Origin of the sequence: Paraburkholderia eburnea (genome assembly GCF_002917095.1) — a bacterium.
Classification (GTDB): Bacteria; Pseudomonadota; Gammaproteobacteria; order Burkholderiales; family Burkholderiaceae; genus Paraburkholderia; species Paraburkholderia eburnea.
Genome location: NZ_PQGA01000012.1, coordinates 25,683 through 40,347 on the forward strand (window position 1 = coordinate 25,683; position 14,665 = coordinate 40,347).

Annotated in this window: 12 protein-coding genes and 3 tRNA genes; 10 read left to right on the forward strand and 5 right to left on the reverse strand. The window is 64.7% G+C overall.

Annotated features, from left to right (window positions below):
• Positions 1 to 80: 80 nt before the first annotated feature.
• Entirely contained in the window at positions 81 to 1,322 is a 1,242-nt protein-coding gene (earP, locus tag B0G62_RS20240) for an elongation factor P maturation arginine rhamnosyltransferase EarP (RefSeq protein WP_103706000.1), read from the reverse strand.
• Between the two features lie 225 nt (positions 1,323 to 1,547).
• Here earP and uvrC point away from each other — a divergent pair, with 225 nt between their 5' ends.
• The 7 genes from uvrC (at position 1,548) to B0G62_RS20275 (ending at position 6,079) form a co-directional block, all read left to right on the forward strand.
• Entirely contained in the window at positions 1,548 to 3,752 is a 2,205-nt protein-coding gene (gene uvrC / locus B0G62_RS20245; protein ID WP_103706001.1) for an excinuclease ABC subunit UvrC, read from the forward strand.
• A 125-nt stretch (positions 3,753 to 3,877) separates the two neighbouring features.
• Entirely contained in the window at positions 3,878 to 4,468 is a 591-nt protein-coding gene (pgsA, locus tag B0G62_RS20250; RefSeq protein WP_103706002.1) for a CDP-diacylglycerol--glycerol-3-phosphate 3-phosphatidyltransferase, read from the forward strand.
• A 223-nt stretch (positions 4,469 to 4,691) separates the two neighbouring features.
• Positions 4,692 to 4,767 (forward strand) — tRNA-Gly (locus tag B0G62_RS20255).
• 69 nt (positions 4,768 to 4,836) lie between these two features.
• Positions 4,837 to 4,912 (forward strand) — tRNA-Gly (locus B0G62_RS20260).
• Between the two features lie 73 nt (positions 4,913 to 4,985).
• A tRNA-Cys gene (locus B0G62_RS20265) sits at positions 4,986 to 5,059 on the forward strand.
• 131 nt (positions 5,060 to 5,190) lie between these two features.
• Positions 5,191 to 5,463, forward strand: a complete 273-nt coding sequence (locus B0G62_RS20270) for a DUF2164 domain-containing protein (protein WP_103706003.1) — start codon at positions 5,191 to 5,193, stop codon at positions 5,461 to 5,463.
• A 94-nt stretch (positions 5,464 to 5,557) separates the two neighbouring features.
• On the forward strand, positions 5,558 to 6,079 hold the full coding sequence (locus tag B0G62_RS20275) for a GNAT family N-acetyltransferase (protein ID WP_103706004.1): 522 nt from the start codon (positions 5,558 to 5,560) through the stop codon (positions 6,077 to 6,079).
• A 7-nt stretch (positions 6,080 to 6,086) separates the two neighbouring features.
• On the opposite strand, the gene B0G62_RS20280 is transcribed toward B0G62_RS20275, so the two are convergent.
• The 3 genes from B0G62_RS20280 to B0G62_RS20290 all read right to left on the reverse strand — a co-directional run bounded on the left by B0G62_RS20280 (position 6,087) and on the right by B0G62_RS20290 (position 8,129).
• A complete protein-coding gene (locus B0G62_RS20280) occupies positions 6,087 to 6,956 on the reverse strand; it encodes a cytochrome c oxidase assembly protein (protein ID WP_103706005.1) in 870 nt (289 codons plus the stop codon).
• A gap of 72 nt (positions 6,957 to 7,028) precedes the next feature.
• Entirely contained in the window at positions 7,029 to 7,478 is a 450-nt protein-coding gene (locus B0G62_RS20285) for a copper chaperone PCu(A)C (RefSeq protein ID WP_103706006.1), read from the reverse strand.
• A gap of 24 nt (positions 7,479 to 7,502) precedes the next feature.
• Positions 7,503 to 8,129 (reverse strand): SCO family protein, encoded by a 627-nt coding sequence (locus B0G62_RS20290; RefSeq protein WP_103706115.1) that lies wholly within the window; start codon positions 8,127 to 8,129, stop codon positions 7,503 to 7,505.
• Between the two features lie 401 nt (positions 8,130 to 8,530).
• Here B0G62_RS20290 and otsB point away from each other — a divergent pair, with 401 nt between their 5' ends.
• Positions 8,531 to 9,289: a trehalose-phosphatase gene (gene otsB, locus B0G62_RS20295; protein WP_103706007.1), complete on the forward strand. Its 759-nt coding sequence runs from the start codon at positions 8,531 to 8,533 to the stop codon at positions 9,287 to 9,289.
• A 121-nt stretch (positions 9,290 to 9,410) separates the two neighbouring features.
• Positions 9,411 to 10,805: an alpha,alpha-trehalose-phosphate synthase (UDP-forming) gene (otsA, locus tag B0G62_RS20300; protein ID WP_103706008.1), complete on the forward strand. Its 1,395-nt coding sequence runs from the start codon at positions 9,411 to 9,413 to the stop codon at positions 10,803 to 10,805.
• Between the two features lie 88 nt (positions 10,806 to 10,893).
• Here the strand turns inward: otsA and B0G62_RS20305 are convergent, their stop codons facing one another.
• Positions 10,894 to 12,729, reverse strand: coding sequence for an ABC transporter ATP-binding protein (locus tag B0G62_RS20305; protein WP_103706009.1), 1,836 nt, complete (start codon positions 12,727 to 12,729; stop codon positions 10,894 to 10,896).
• 725 nt (positions 12,730 to 13,454) lie between these two features.
• Between B0G62_RS20305 and B0G62_RS20310 the strand changes: the two genes are divergently transcribed.
• Positions 13,455 to 14,519 carry a glycosyltransferase family 4 protein gene (locus tag B0G62_RS20310; RefSeq protein ID WP_103706010.1) on the forward strand — a complete coding sequence of 355 codons (1,065 nt, stop codon included), beginning with the start codon at positions 13,455 to 13,457 and terminating at the stop codon, positions 14,517 to 14,519.
• Positions 14,520 to 14,665: the final 146 nt, after the last annotated feature.

The following is a 14,665-nucleotide window of genomic DNA, read 5'->3' on the forward strand; positions in this document are numbered from 1 at the left end:
CGAAGCCATTCAAGTGCCATCGAAGCGCTTGAGGCCCCCGCCTGATGCACCGCTTGAGACGGCTGCCGTCGGGTAACCGCTTATTTTAACTGACTTTTTGCGAATTCGGCTAGATTTCCGCCGAGATCGCCGGCTTGCGCGAGTTCTTGCGCCCACGCCTGCGCGCGCGCCTTGTAGGCGGGCAAATGGCGGGCAAATTCGCTCCAGTTCGCGCGGCCGTCGGGTGCCGTGTCGCCTTCGTGCGCCCAGTTGCCGTTCCAGGCGTGCCAGAACTGTTCGAGCGCGCGCCGGGGCGCCTCGCCGAGCGTGCGGGCGTAATGATCGAGCGCGGCGTCGAGCTTGGGCAGATGGGCGTCGTCTCCTTGGGGGTAGATATGCCAGACGAACGGGCGCGCCGCCCATTGCGCCCGCACGAACGAATCCTCGCCGCGCACGAAGTTGAGGTCGCTGGCCCAGAGCAGTGCGTCGTAGCCGCGTTGTTCCGTGAAGGCGAGTCCGTGCGCGGTCAGCGCGCCGCGTTCGGCGCGCACGCTGGCGCCGAACGATTCCACGCCGAAAAAGCGTGCCAGCGCCCCGGAGATGCGGCCTTGCGGCACCAGCAGGACGATGGGCGTCGGGCTGTCGCGCCATTGCTCCAGCAATGCGTCCACGGCGGGATTCTCATAGGCGAACAGCGATATCACAGTGGCCTCGGGACCCGGCGGCGGGCCGCCCGTGACGCTTTGCCACCATGCGGCGCGCGCCTGCGGCGACGCTTCGAACGCCGCGCGCGCCGCGTCGAGATCGCCTTCCTTCAACACGCCGCCCGTTCCCTTGCCCAGACCTGGGAAGAAGAAATGCTTGAGCAATTCATGGCGCGGGTGCGGCGAAGGGCGCAGATGGAAATCGGCCACCCAGTCCTCGGCGCTCAGATATTCGAGGTTGAACCACACCGGCTTGCGCTCGCGCTGCGCCATCGCGGCCACATAGACGGGCGGCAATTCGCAGGCGAAGGCTTCGATCACCACATCGGCGATCTGCAAGGTCTCGCCCGCGTGCGTGGGCTCGTGCCAGTGCTCGATCACGACGCCTTCGACGGTCTGCGTCGCCCGCTGCGGATCGAGCGCGGGACACAGCCGCTGGAAGGACAGCAGGTCGTCGACGAAGAGGCGCACTTCCCAGCCGTGCTCGTGCGCGAGCTGGCGCGCGAGACGCCAGCACACGCCGATGTCGCCGAAATTGTCGATCACGGCGCAGAAAAGGTCGCAGGCGATGCGCGTCGATGACGGCGCGGCTTGTGTGTACGGTGGTGCGTCGGCGGGGCGGCTTGAGTCGTGGGGCATGATGGCGAGCGGACGCGATGAGCGAGGGGGGGGAACCGGTGGCGCGGACGGCAGGATCGCCGGTGTGCCTGCCGGCACGGCAGGCAAGCGGGTTCGGGGCCGCACGGAATGATCTAAACTTGCGATTCTAAGACACCCGCATGACGGCGTCGCGAAGGCGGCACGGCTTGCCGCATCACGCAAACGCGAACGCAAATTCAACGCAAACCCGACGCCCCCCACTGGATGACCGCTTCGACCGAACCCGACGTTTTCGACCCGAAAGAGGTGCTGGCGCAACTGCCGCATCTGCCCGGCGTCTATCGCTATTACGACGCGCAGAATGCGGTGCTCTACGTGGGCAAGGCGCGCGACCTGAAGAAGCGGGTTTCGAGCTACTTTACGAAGACGCAGCTTTCGCCGCGCATCGCCATGATGGTCACGCGCATCGCGCGCATCGAAACCACGGTCACGCGCTCGGAAGCCGAGGCGCTGCTGCTCGAAAACAACCTCATCAAGGCGCTCGCGCCGCGCTACAACATCCTCTTTCGCGACGACAAGTCTTATCCGTTCCTCAAGCTCACGGGCCACAAGTTCCCGCGCATGGCGTATTACCGGGGGGCGGTCGATCGCAACAACCAGTATTTCGGCCCGTTCCCGAGCGCTTACGCCGTGCGCGAAAGCATCCAGATCCTGCAGCGCGTGTTCCAGTTGCGCACCTGCGAGGATTCGGTGTTCAACAACCGCACGCGACCTTGCCTGCTGCATCAGATCGCGCGCTGCACGGCGCCGTGCGTGGGGGCGATCAGCCAGGAGGACTACGCGCGCGACGTGAGCAACGCGTCGCGCTTCCTGCTTGGCCGCCAGGGCGAGGTGATGAAGGAGCTGGAAACCAAGATGCACGCCTTCGCCGCCGAACTGAAGTTCGAGCAGGCCGCGGCGGTGCGCAACCAGATGAGTTCGCTCTCGACCGTGCTGCATCAGCAGGCGATCGAAACCGGCAGCGAGAGCGACGTCGATATCCTCGCGGTGGTGGCGCTGGGCGGGCGTGTCTGCGTGAATCTCGCGATGGTGCGCGGCGGGCGGCATCTGGGCGACAAGGCCTACTTCCCCGCGCATGTCGAGCGTGCGTTGACGGACGACGAGGGCGGCGTGGCCGAGGAAATCGCCGACGAAACGGTGGTTGCGGCGGCAGCGCTCAAGTCGTTGCCGTCGCTTGCGCGCAAGGCGCTGGTGGAGAGCGCCGCGGCGCATGCGCAGGAGGCCGATGAGGCTGACGCGCTTGACGACGCTGAAGCGCCCGATCCGCTCGCCATCGCTGCGGATCTCGACGATGAAGCGGGCGAGGAGGGCGACGCGTCCGCCCCTAAACCGTCCACGCGCCGCGCGCGCGCGGGCGGCATCGAATCCGAAGTGCTCGACGCCTTCATTGCGCAGCACTACTTCGGCAATCGCGTGCCGCCGGTGCTGGTGGTGAGCCACCCGCCCGCGAACCGCGAACTCGTCGATGTGCTGTCGGAGCAGGCCGGCCACAAGGTCGCGCTGGTGCGCCAGCCGCAGGGCCAAAAGCGCGCATGGCTCGCGATGGCCGAGCAGAACGCGCGGCTCGCGCTGGCGCGGCTGCTGTCGGAACAAGGCTCGCAACAGGCGCGCACGCGCACGCTTGCGCAACTGCTCGGGCTTGAACTCGACGATCTCGCGCACCTGCGCATCGAGTGTTTCGACATCAGCCACACGATGGGCGAGGCGACTCAGGCGTCGTGCGTGATTTATCACCATCACAAGATGCAGTCGAGCGAATACCGGCGCTACAACATCACCGGCATCACGGGCGGCGACGATTACGCCGCCATGCGCCAGGTGCTCACGCGCCGCTACGAGAAAATGGTCGCCCAGTCGGCGCGCAACGAAAACGACGCGGCGCAGACGCTGCAGGCCGAAGCCACCGATCCCGCCGATCCGGGCGTTTCGCCCGACGGCGCCGAGCCGGTCGCGGCGGGCAGCACGTTGCCCAATATCGTGCTGATCGACGGCGGTAAAGGGCAGGTCGAGATCGCGCGCCAGGTCTTTGACGAACTCGGACTCGACCCTGCGATGCTGGTGGGCGTGGCGAAGGGCGAGGGACGCAAGGTCGGCCTCGAAACGCTCGTGTTCGCCGACGGCCGCGCGCCGCTCGAACTCGGCAAGGAGAGCGCGGCGCTGATGCTGGTCGCGCAGATCCGCGACGAGGCGCACCGTTTCGCGATCACGGGTATGCGGGCCAAGCGCGGCAAGACGCGGCAGACTTCGCGGCTCGAAGAGCTTGAAGGCGTGGGCGCGAAGCGGCGCCAACGCCTGCTTGCGCGCTTCGGCGGCCTGCGCGGCGTGATGGCCGCGAGCGTCGAGGATCTGGCGAGCGTCGAAGGCATTTCACGCGCGCTCGCCGAGCAGATCTACCAGCAATTGCATTGATCCGTTTGCATCCCGTGCCTGCCGCCAGACGTTTGCCGCCTTACGTTTGCTTGTGGCAGGTGCAGCGACGCGGCACAATTGCATCTCCCATAATTGCAATTTCCCCTGACGGACTGCGCCACCCGATGCCGTTCAATATCCCGATTCTCCTGACGTGGCTGCGGATCGTGCTGATTCCGCTCGTGGTTGGCGTGTTCTATTTGCCGCAGACAATGCTCAGCCCGATGCAGCAAAACACCTCGGCGATGCTGATCTTCGTGCTGGCGGCGCTCACCGACTGGTTTGACGGCTTTCTCGCGCGCAAGTGGAATCAGACCTCGTCGTTTGGCGCGTTCCTCGATCCGGTCGCCGACAAGCTCATGGTCACCGCCGCTTTGCTCGTGCTCGTGCACCTGCAGCGGCTCGACGCCGTGATCGCGCTGGTGATCGTGGGTCGCGAGATCGCGATCTCGGCGCTGCGCGAATGGATGGCGCAGATCGGCGCCTCGAAGAGCGTGGCGGTGAACCAGCTCGGCAAGTTCAAGACCGCGTGCCAGATGGTGGCGATTCCGATGCTGCTGTTCTACGCGCCGCTGACGATCGGCGGGACGACGCTGTTCGATTCGCGCGTGTGGGGCACATGGCTGATCTACGTGGCGGCCGTGCTGACGATCTGGTCGATGCTCTACTACATGAAGCTCGCGTGGCCGCAGATTCGCGAGCGAGGCAGCCTGTAAGAGCCCGTAAGCGATCTTGGCCGGGGGCTTTCCTGCCCGTTGCATGGAAGCCCTCGCGAAGCCCCCGCGAATCTTTTTTCAAAAAGTTCTCACGAAGGGGTTGACACGATTCAGCGGCTTATACATAATCTCACTTCTCCGCTGCACGACAAGCAGCAAACGAAGCAGATGCGGTGGAGATGGCCGAAGATAAGTGGCAAATCAACGGTGATGCAGTAAATATGCGGGAGTAGCTCAGTTGGTAGAGCGCAACCTTGCCAAGGTTGAGGTCGCGAGTTCGAGCCTCGTCTCCCGCTCCAAATTAAGGTGCGGCGTTTTGTAGAAATACGAAACGAAGTGCCAGGCGGTTAAGCAGTACGGTAGGTTATGCGGGAGTAGCTCAGTTGGTAGAGCGCAACCTTGCCAAGGTTGAGGTCGCGAGTTCGAGCCTCGTCTCCCGCTCCAATTCGAAAGGGGAAGCAGCGCTTCCCCTTTTGTTTGGCGAGCCGAAAGGCCTTCGCACAAACAGTCCGCTTTTGGCGCGATAGCAAAGCGGTTATGCAGCGGCCTGCAAAGCCGTTTAGGCCGGTTCGACTCCGGCTCGCGCCTCCAGGCAAGACGAGAAAAGCCACCTTCGGGTGGCTTTTCTTTTTTCTGCGCTGGATTCGCCATCACGGCTCGCATGTTCCCCATGCGGTGCGTGCAGGCACAATACCCGGAATATTCTCTTCCGGATTCTCCTCATGCCCATCGAACTTACCGAAGACGAACGCGCGGCCGCGATCGCGTCGATCCAGCGCTACTTCGAAGCGAACATGGAAGAGCCGATCGGCAACATTGCCGCAGGCGGCCTGCTGGCCTTTTTTCTCGAAGAGATCGGGCCCGCTGTCTACAATCGCGCGATCGCCGAGGCGCAGGAGCGCATGCAGGCCCGCATCGTCGAGCTCGATATCGATCTGCACGAAGAGCCGTTTCAGTACTGGCGCAAGTTCGAAGCGCCGCGCCGCCGCAAGTGATGCCGCAGATCGCGCTTCGAGCGCTCGCGCGGTTTGTGAGCCGCGCACGCTGCGAGGCATAATCAGCCTTTCAGCAAGCTTCGATGGACATCCCATGACTGCGCCGTTTCCCGCCGTGCCTTCTGCCACTTCATCCGCGTCGCCTGAGTTGCCGACTGCGCAACTCGACTGGCAGTGGAGCGCTTTCGACGCCCTCGATGCCCGCGATGTCTACGCCATGCTCGAACTGCGTTCGGCGGTATTCGTCGTCGAGCAGAACTGCGTGTATGGCGATATCGACGGACTCGACGCTGATGCATGGCATCTGTTCGCCTGGGGCGAACGTGACGGCGTGCGCAAGCTGGCGGGTTATCTGCGCGTGCTGCTGCCCGACGCGAACGACGCCGACGTGCGGATCGGCCGCGTGGTGACGTCGCCGGATTTTCGCGGCATCAAGCTCGGCAACGGCCTGCTCGAACACGCGATCGGACATATCGCGCAGCAGTGGCCCGGCGTGCCGATGCGGCTGCATGCCCAGGCGCATCTGCAGAAGTTCTACGGTGCGTTCGGTTTCACGCCGGTTTCAGACATTCACGACGAAGACGGCATTGCGCACGTCTGGATGCGTTCAGCGTAAAGGCAGCCTAGCCGTGCTGCGCGGCCTCTGACGCGCTACCTGGCGCACGTACGCGCGGCACAGGCTTGAGGCGTTCGCGCGCCGACAGCCGCATCCAGTGACGCAGAGCGATCAGCGCGCCGATCACGCTCATCATCGATCCCGGAATCCACAACAGCAGGCCGCCGATCTGCTGGTCGCGCATCGGCGAGAGCCAGGTGAACGCGCGGCCGCAGATCGAATAGACGGGATAGAGCTCGCGCGGCGTGAAGAAAATGAACGCGCCCAGGATGATCTGCGGCGGGATCGCCGCGATCACCACCAGCACGCGCTTGCCGGGCGCGAGGCGCGCGGGCGGCGCGGGCCGCGGGTCGAGCACGAGCCACCAGAACAGCAGCCCGTCGATCACCATGCTCCAGTTCATGACGCGGTAGAGGCGCCAGTCGAGCATCGCGATAAAGTGAATCGGCGAGAGCAGCCAGAAGTAGATCAGCCCCACGAAGAGCGTCACCGCGACGACCGGATGCATGACGATGTCGAGCGCGATGCGTACTGGCCGCGCGGCCAGCGCAGGCCGCACGAAACGCTGCCGCCACGCGAACGGGATGCCCGCGCGCAGCGCCGCGCCCGGGTAGGCCAGCGCGATGAAGAACGGGCCGAGATGATGGAGCACGAGATGCTGCGCGCGGTGCATGAAGAACTCGTGCTCGAAGAAGTAGTCGAGCCGTGTGTGCAGCGCAACGTACAGCGCGCCGAGGCCGAACCAGAACGAAATCTGCCGCGCGAGCGAGACGCGCGCATGACGCTTGCCGCGCGCAAACAGGACCGCCGCCACGGCGATGGCGATAACGACCGTCGGCGACGGTTCCCAGGGATCGAGCCAGTAGAGCGGGTTCATCGCGGGCTTAGGGCATCGGGTTCATCGCGGACTTAGGGAATCGGGTTCATCGCGGGCCTTGCGTCATGACCATTACTGCTGCGACGGCGGCTTTACCGCGAACGGTGTGTCGAGCGTCGTGCCGTCCGAGAACTTCAGCTTCATGTGCACGGTGTCGCCTGGCGCGACCTTGTGCTTCGCGTGCTCCAGCATCAGGTGATAGCCGCCCGGCGCGATTGCCAAGGTGCCGTGCGCGGGCACCGTCGCCTGGTGCACCATCACCATCTGCTGCGTCGAGCCGTTCGAGACGGTCTGATGCAGCATCACCATGGCGTAGTCGTCGCTGGAGATATCGACGAGATCGACGCTCTGCTCGCCATCGTTCCTGAGCGTGACGTAGCCCGCAGCGGGCAGGTCGTTCGGCAGCCAGCGCACCCACGCATTTTGAGCACTGAGCGCCGCGCCCGCGGCTTGCGCCGCCGGGGCCAGGGCCGCGATCGTGCAGGCGAGGGCGGCAGTGAGGGACTTGAGTTTCATCGTCATGGCGATTCCTGTGGCGGGGGCGGCTCAGACTGGCGCGTCGATTGCGTCGATTGCATCGATCACGCGGCGCACGTCATGCGCAATGGCGTCCGGCGTATCTTTGTCGGTGGCGAGCAGGCGCGCGCGGCCTTGCGCGTCGAACACGTAGACCGCCGAGCTATGCGTGACTTCGTAGCTGCCGTCGGAATCGCGCTTCTCCATCTGGTAGGCCACGCGATAGCGCTTCGCGAGCGATTCGACCTGCGCGTCGCTACCGGTCAAACCTACCGCGTGCTGCGCATCGAACGCGTCCACGTAGGCATGCAGCGCCTGCGGCGTGTCGCGCGCCGGATCGACGCTGATGAAAAGAATGCGTACGCGCTGCGCATCGGGGCCGAGTTTTGCTAGCACCTGCATCAGACGCGCCATGGTTTCCGGACAGACATCCGGGCAATGCGTGTAGCCGAAATACACGAGCGTCGTCTTGCCGCGCAGATCCGTGGCGCTCATGGGCTGGCCGTTATCGGCGGTCAGCGCGAAATCGAGATCGGGCAGGTGGCCGCTGACGTCGGTGAGCTGCCAGGGCGTGGTCGGCTGCGAACATGCGCCCAACAGCGCCGTGCCTGCAATCGCCGAAAGCAGCGCCGTGTTCACGGCCGTCTGACGGATCAGACGGGCTAGGCGCCTGGCGGCCAACACGTCGGCGAAGATGGAAAACAAGGCTGTCTCAGCGGCTCGATGGAGGTTTGATGCAGCACGGCTGGCTGCGGCATGTCGATGGACTGTAGCAAAATTGAAGGTTCGCGGTCGCCGGCCGGCTGTTATGGCCGGGTTTAGAGACGTGCCCGGGCGCGGGGGAGACCCGCAGACGCATCGATGCCAATCCGAAGCATTGGCATCGAAATACGCGTCAAACGGCGCAATACGACCCAAAACGCCGCCGAAAGCGGCTTGCGAGGCCTGTTTTCTCGAAAATTGAAGTGATGCGCGGTAAGATGCGCTCACTTTGCCCGGCAGGCGCCAGCCCGCCGGACGCTTACCCGGCCCACGCGCCGAGGGACGAAACGAACGCGATGCAATCAACTCCGCAACATCCTTCGCAAGACCTTCCGGTTGAATTGCCGTTCGACAGGACGGCATTTTTCTTCGACTTCGACGGCACGCTCGTCGACCTCGCGCCCACGCCCGACGGCGTGCTGGTGCAGCCCGACATGCTGGCGCTGCTCGGTGCGCTGCGGCGCGCGACGCACGGCGCCGTGGCGATCGTCTCCGGTCGCGGCATCGACAGCATCGACAGCTTCCTCGGCATGCCGGACCTGCCGATCGCCGGCCTGCACGGCGCGGAACGCCGCGACGCCAATGGCGACACCCAGCGCGTCGGCTTCAATGACCAGCGCCTGCTGCATATGGAGCAGGTGCTGGCGGAAGTGGTGCGCACGCACGCCGGCATGTTGCTGGAGATCAAGGGCGCCGCGCTCGCGCTGCACTACCGCAACGCGCCGGAGCACGAAAATACCGCGCGCGCCGCCACCGAAAAGCTCGCAGCCGAATTCGCCGACGCTTACGTGCTGCAGCCGGGCAAGATGGTGTACGAGATCAAGCCGAAGGACGTCGACAAGGGCCGCGCGCTGCGCGCCTTCCTGAACGAGCCGCCATTCGCGGGCCGCACGCCCGTGTTCGCAGGCGACGATCTGACCGACGAAAAAGGCTTCGCCGTGGTCAACGAAATGGGCGGTCTGTCGATCAAGGTCGGCGGCGGCGAGACCATCGCCAGAACACGCGTCGAATCGGTCGACGCATTGCTCGCGTGGCTTGCGGCGCTCGGCGCCTGATGCCGGCGTTGCCCTCGATCACCTCGTTGGTCGCTTCTTCGGCCTCATCTGTCTTCGCGCCCGTGCCCGCATCGCCGGCATGGGCTCGCTCTGTTTCACCCCAGCACGGAACCTGTAACTCATGAGCCGACTCATCATCGTGTCGAACCGGGTCGCGCCGATCTCCGAAGGCGGCCCGGCCGCCGGCGGTCTAGCGGTCGGCGTGTACGACGCGCTCAAGGAAACCGGCGGCATGTGGTTCGGCTGGAGCGGCGATGTGCTCTCCTCGGGCCAGCCGCAGATCCAGCTCGAAGAGCGCGGGCCGGTCACCTTCGCGACCATCGGCCTGCTGCGCCGCGACTACGACCAGTACTACCGCGGCTTCTCGAACGCCACGCTCTGGCCCGCGTTCCACTATCGCGCCGATCTGCTCCAGTACGACCGCCACGAATACGAGGGCTATTGCCGCGTGAATGCGTGGCTCGCGCAGCAACTCGTGCCGCTGCTGCACGAAGACGACGTCATCTGGGTTCACGACTACCACCTGATTCCGTTTGCCCAGGCGCTGCGCGCGGCGGGCGTGAAAAACCGCATTGGCTTCTTCCTGCACATTCCGTTTCCGGCCTCGCAGGTGTTGCTGGCGGTGCCGCCGCATCGCGAGCTGGTCGATGCGCTGTGCTCGTTCGATCTGCTCGGCTTCCAGACCAAACCGGACGTGCGCGCGTTCTGCGATTACATCGTGAACGAGGCGGGCGGCACGGTCGAAAAACACGCCGACGGGCTCACGCGCATCGACGCCTTCGGCAAGACGCTTTGCGTGAACGACTATCCGATCGGCGTCTATCCCGACGAAGTCGCGGAACTCGCCAAGGCCGGCGAGCGCGGCAAGCCGGTGCGCACGCTCAAGTCCACGCTGCATGGCCGCAAGGTCATCATGAGCGTGGACCGGCTCGACTACTCGAAGGGGCTGGTCGAGCGTTTTCGCGCCTTCGAGCGCTTGCTGGAGCATTCGACGGCGCAGCGCAACAAGGTCTCGTTCGTGCAGATCGCGCCGCCCACGCGCGCGGATCTGCACGCCTATCAGGACATCCGCCTGCGTCTGGAGGCGGAGTCGGGCCGCATCAATGGCCGTTTCGCCGAACTCGACTGGACGCCGATCTGGTACATCCATCGTCAGTACGAGCGGGCCGTGCTGGCGGCGCTGTTCCGTGCCTCGCACGTGGGCTATGTCACGCCGCTGCGCGATGGCATGAACCTTGTGGCGAAGGAGTATGTGTCCGCGCAGGATCCCGAAAATCCGGGCGTGCTGGTGCTCTCGCGCTTCGCGGGCGCGGCGCAGGAATTGTCGGGCGCGCTGATCGTCAATCCGCTCGACACCGACGGCATGGCCGAGGCACTTGCCACCGCGCTCGCGATGCCGCTCGCCGAACGGCTCACGCGCTACAACGACATGATGGTGCAACTGCGCGAGAACAATGTTTCGGTGTGGCGCGACCGCTTCATGCGCGATCTGACCGGGCTGGGCGCATCGGTTTGACCTGACGCTGAAAAAGAAAAAGCCGCTTCGTTCGAAGCGGCTTTCTTGCTTTTGCGGGCCGTGCAGCGCGCGAGCCTGCGCCTGAGTCTCAGGCGACGTGTTTTTCGTCGCTTTTCTTGTTGCCCAGATGCAGCGTCGAGTGCTTGCCGTACTGCTTGGCGAGCAGATCGCGATAGAGGCCCGGACGGTTGCGCAGCTCGTCGGGCGTGCCGTCGTCGATCACCTTGCCGGTGCTCATCACGATGATGCGGTCGAAGTTGTTGAGCGTTGACAGCCGGTGGGCGATGGCGATCACGGTGCGGCCCACCATCAGCCGGTCGAGCGCCTGCTGGATCGCCTCTTCCGATGCGCTGTCGAGTGCCGAGGTGGCTTCGTCGAGCAGCAGGATCGGCGCATTCTTGAGGATCGCGCGCGCAATCGCGATGCGCTGACGCTGACCGCCCGAGAGCTTCACGCCGCGGTCGCCCACGATCGTGTCGTAGGCTTCGGGCATCGCTTCGATGAAGTCGGCGCAGCGCGCCTCGCGGGCGGCGGCGAGGACTTCCTCGCGGCTCGCCTCCGGACGGCCATAGGCGATGTTCTCGTAGATCGAGCGGTGCAGCAGCGAGATATCCTGCGGCACCAGCGCGATGGCATGGCGCAGGCTTTCCTGCGTGACCTGGGCGATATCCTGGCCGTCGATCCTGATCGCACCGCCCTGGGTTTCGTAGAAGCGTTGCAGCAGCGCGAGCACGGTGGTCTTGCCCGCGCCCGACTTGCCGATCAGGCCCACGCGCTGGCCAGCCTGAATGTGCAGGTCGAAGTGGTCGAGAATCGGCTTGCGGTGCGGATAGGCGAAGGTCACGCCCTCGAAATCCACGCGGCCGCCTTGCGCCACGAGTTCGGTGGCGTCGTTGCGGTCGGGCATGCCGTGCGGCTCCAGCAGCGTCTGCACGGCTTCGGCCAGACGCGCGACGTGCTGCGTCACGTCCACGAGCGCCACGGCGAGGTCGCGCGTGCCGTGCAGGATCGTGAAGCCGAGCGAACTCACCAGCACGATGTCGCCCGAGGTCGCCTTGCCCTCGTTCCAGAGCCACAGCGCCCAGCCGAGCAGGCCGGCCGAGAGCATCGCCGTAATGACGGCGTGCAGCAGGCGCAGCTTTTCCAGATAGAGCAGGCTGGAGCGGCGTGCGTCGAGTTCGGCCTTGACGGTCGCGCCGAAGCGGTTCTGCTCGCGAAACGTCATGCCGAAGGCGCGCACGAGGGCCATGTTGCCGATCACGTCGACCAGCTCTCCATCCACGGCGGCCGCCTTGGAGGCGAACGCGTGGTGACGCGCCGAGCCGCGGCCGGCCAGCTTGAAGAGGATCACGGAAAGGATCGCCGAGCACAGCAGCAGACCCCCCGCCATCAGCGGATTCACCGCGGTGATCATGACGATCGCGCCCACCACCGCGATGCAGGGGGGCAGCACGTTCCAGGCCGTGGTGTTCTCGGCGGTGTAGACGGCGTTGGAGGTGGCGGTGATCCGGCTGGCCAGCGTGCCGGGCTGCTTCTCCGCGTAATAGGTGGGGGAGTGCCCGCTCAGATACTGGAAGAGGTCGCGCCTCAGGTCGCCGGTCACGGCGACGAAAGTGTGGGCGGCGAACCAGCCGCCGACCCGCCAGAGCAGGTTATCGGCGGCGATCAGGCCGACGAGGATGGCGAACGCAGTCCACAGGGGGCCGGGATGGTGGCGGCCCGCGCCGAGCACGTCGATCAGATGCTTGATCGCGTATTGCGAGGCGAGCGCGCAGCCGACGGCCGCAAAAACGCTCGCCAGCACGATGGCATGAGCGAGCGGGTGGCGCTTGATGTAGCGGAAAAGAAACGCGAGCGGATGCCGCGCATAGCTCGCGAGCTTTGCGTTGTGGGCGTTACGCTGGGCGATGGTCAGATGTTCCAATTGATCGGTGGTCGGTCTGACGGAGCTTGGTCCGTGCAAGGTAGTAAAAGAGGAAGAAAGGCGCCAGCGGCAAACCTTGGTGGATCCCCGCATTGTAAACACGCGTGGCGCATGACGCATCGCCTGTGCCCGGCGGGAGGCGAATCTTATCGCGAGCGGGCGATGCTGCGTGTTCCTTCCCGACAGCGTGTCGCGCCAGTGGTTCAACAGGTTTTCAGGGCGCTTTTAGAGATACAATTACGGATTGCATTCAGGATTACCGTGTGCTTGTCCATCTGGCACTTTGTCCTGGTGCAGCCGTCGTTGCAGTTCGTGTCGGGACGTGGCCGTGATATCGGCGCGTTGCCGGGAAAACGTAGCCCTAATTTAGAACTGTCTTTGAAAACAGTGGGTTGCGGAATGTTTCCGGTTTGTAACAACGTAAAGACTTTGAAATGTTCTAGCCGGTAGCGGGCGCAAGCCCGGATAATGCCGTCTCGAAAAGCGTAGGGAATTTGACAGCTTGCATGTCAACGACCGCGAACCCTGCGCGTTTACCGCCTGAGCCGCCGCATGTGTCTTTCCACACTGCACAGCTGCGTCGGATTCTGTGTGCCGGGCTGCCGGCGCGGTTAGCGGTATGGAACGCCTGGTGAGGCGCGCGGCAAGGATGCCGCAGCACGCAAGGTCGATTGTCAAATTTGTAGCACTTAGCCCGATTTATTACGAGGAAGGAGTTCACCACTATGCGAATCGCTCAAATCGCTCCCTTGCACGAGGCGGTTCCTCCCAAGCTCTACGGCGGCACGGAACGGGTGGTCTCCTACCTGACCGAAGCGCTGGTCGAGCAGGGTCACGACGTCACGCTGTTCGCAAGCGGCGATTCGATCACCTCGGCAAAGCTCGAAGCGTTCTGGCCGCAGGCACTGCGCCTCGACCCGACGATCCGCGATGTGATGGCTCCGCACATGCTGCTGCTCGAAGAAGTCCGCCGCCGCGCCGACGAATTCGATGTGCTGCATTTCCACATCGATTACTACCCGTTCTCGCTGTTCCAGCGCCAGGAAGTGCCGTTCGTCACGACGATGCACGGCCGTCTCGACCTGCCGGAACTGCAGCCGATCTTCAACGCGTTCAGCGATGTGCCGGTCGTCTCGATCTCGGACAACCAGCGCCTGCCGCTGCAGCAAGCCAACTGGCAGCAAACCGTCTATCACGGCCTGCCGGAAGACGTGCTCACGCCGATCCCCAACGTCGAGCCGGGCTACCTCGCGTTCCTCGGCCGCGTTTCGCCGGAGAAGGGTCTTGACCGCGCGATCCGCATCGCTGGCCAGGCCGGCATGAAGCTCAAGGTCGCCGCCAAGATCGACAAGGCCGACCGCGCCTACTACGAAGAAGTCATCAAGCCGCTGATGGCGCTGCCGCACGTCGAGTACATCGGCGAAATCGGCGAGGCCGAAAAGCGCGAGTTCCTCGGCAACGCGCACGCACTGGTGTTCCCGATCGACTGGCCGGAGCCCTTCGGTCTCGTCATGATCGAAGCCATGGCTTGCGGTACGCCGGTGATCGCGTTCAAGCGCGGCTCGGTGCCCGAAGTCATCGAAAACGGCGTCTCGGGCTTCGTCGTCGAGGACGAAATCGGCGCGGTCGCCGCGCTCAAGCGCCTGCCGACGCTGCCGCGCGAAAAGGTGCGCGCCGCATTCGAAGCGCGTTTCTCGTCGAAGGTGATGGCGAAGAACTACGTCGCCGTGTACGAAGAAATGCTGCGCCAGAAGCGCCGCACCGTGCTGCGCGAAGTCAACGCCAGCTAATAAGCCGTATGTCCCTGGGCGCGCCGCGCGCGTCCAGCGTCACACCAACGCCCCGGTGCCCGCGCACTGGGGCGTTGTCGTATCTGCGCTACCTCATGAACCACGACGGACGCGGCGTATCGCCTGCGCCCGCGAGCGTGAGAGGC

What these genes read in the sequence shown, in the direction of transcription:
- earP (WP_103706000.1), bottom strand. Translation starts at nt 1,322, where the DNA reads ATGCCCCACGACTCAAGCCGCCCCGCCGACGCACCACCGTACACACAA.
- uvrC (WP_103706001.1), top strand. Translation starts at nt 1,548, where the DNA reads ATGACCGCTTCGACCGAACCCGACGTTTTCGACCCGAAAGAGGTGCTG.
- pgsA (WP_103706002.1), top strand. Translation starts at nt 3,878, where the DNA reads ATGCCGTTCAATATCCCGATTCTCCTGACGTGGCTGCGGATCGTGCTG.
- B0G62_RS20270 (WP_103706003.1), top strand. Translation starts at nt 5,191, where the DNA reads ATGCCCATCGAACTTACCGAAGACGAACGCGCGGCCGCGATCGCGTCG.
- B0G62_RS20275 (WP_103706004.1), top strand. Translation starts at nt 5,558, where the DNA reads ATGACTGCGCCGTTTCCCGCCGTGCCTTCTGCCACTTCATCCGCGTCG.
- B0G62_RS20280 (WP_103706005.1), bottom strand. Translation starts at nt 6,956, where the DNA reads ATGAACCCGCTCTACTGGCTCGATCCCTGGGAACCGTCGCCGACGGTC.
- B0G62_RS20285 (WP_103706006.1), bottom strand. Translation starts at nt 7,478, where the DNA reads ATGACGATGAAACTCAAGTCCCTCACTGCCGCCCTCGCCTGCACGATC.
- otsB (WP_103706007.1), top strand. Translation starts at nt 8,531, where the DNA reads ATGCAATCAACTCCGCAACATCCTTCGCAAGACCTTCCGGTTGAATTG.
- otsA (WP_103706008.1), top strand. Translation starts at nt 9,411, where the DNA reads ATGAGCCGACTCATCATCGTGTCGAACCGGGTCGCGCCGATCTCCGAA.
- B0G62_RS20310 (WP_103706010.1), top strand. Translation starts at nt 13,455, where the DNA reads ATGCGAATCGCTCAAATCGCTCCCTTGCACGAGGCGGTTCCTCCCAAG.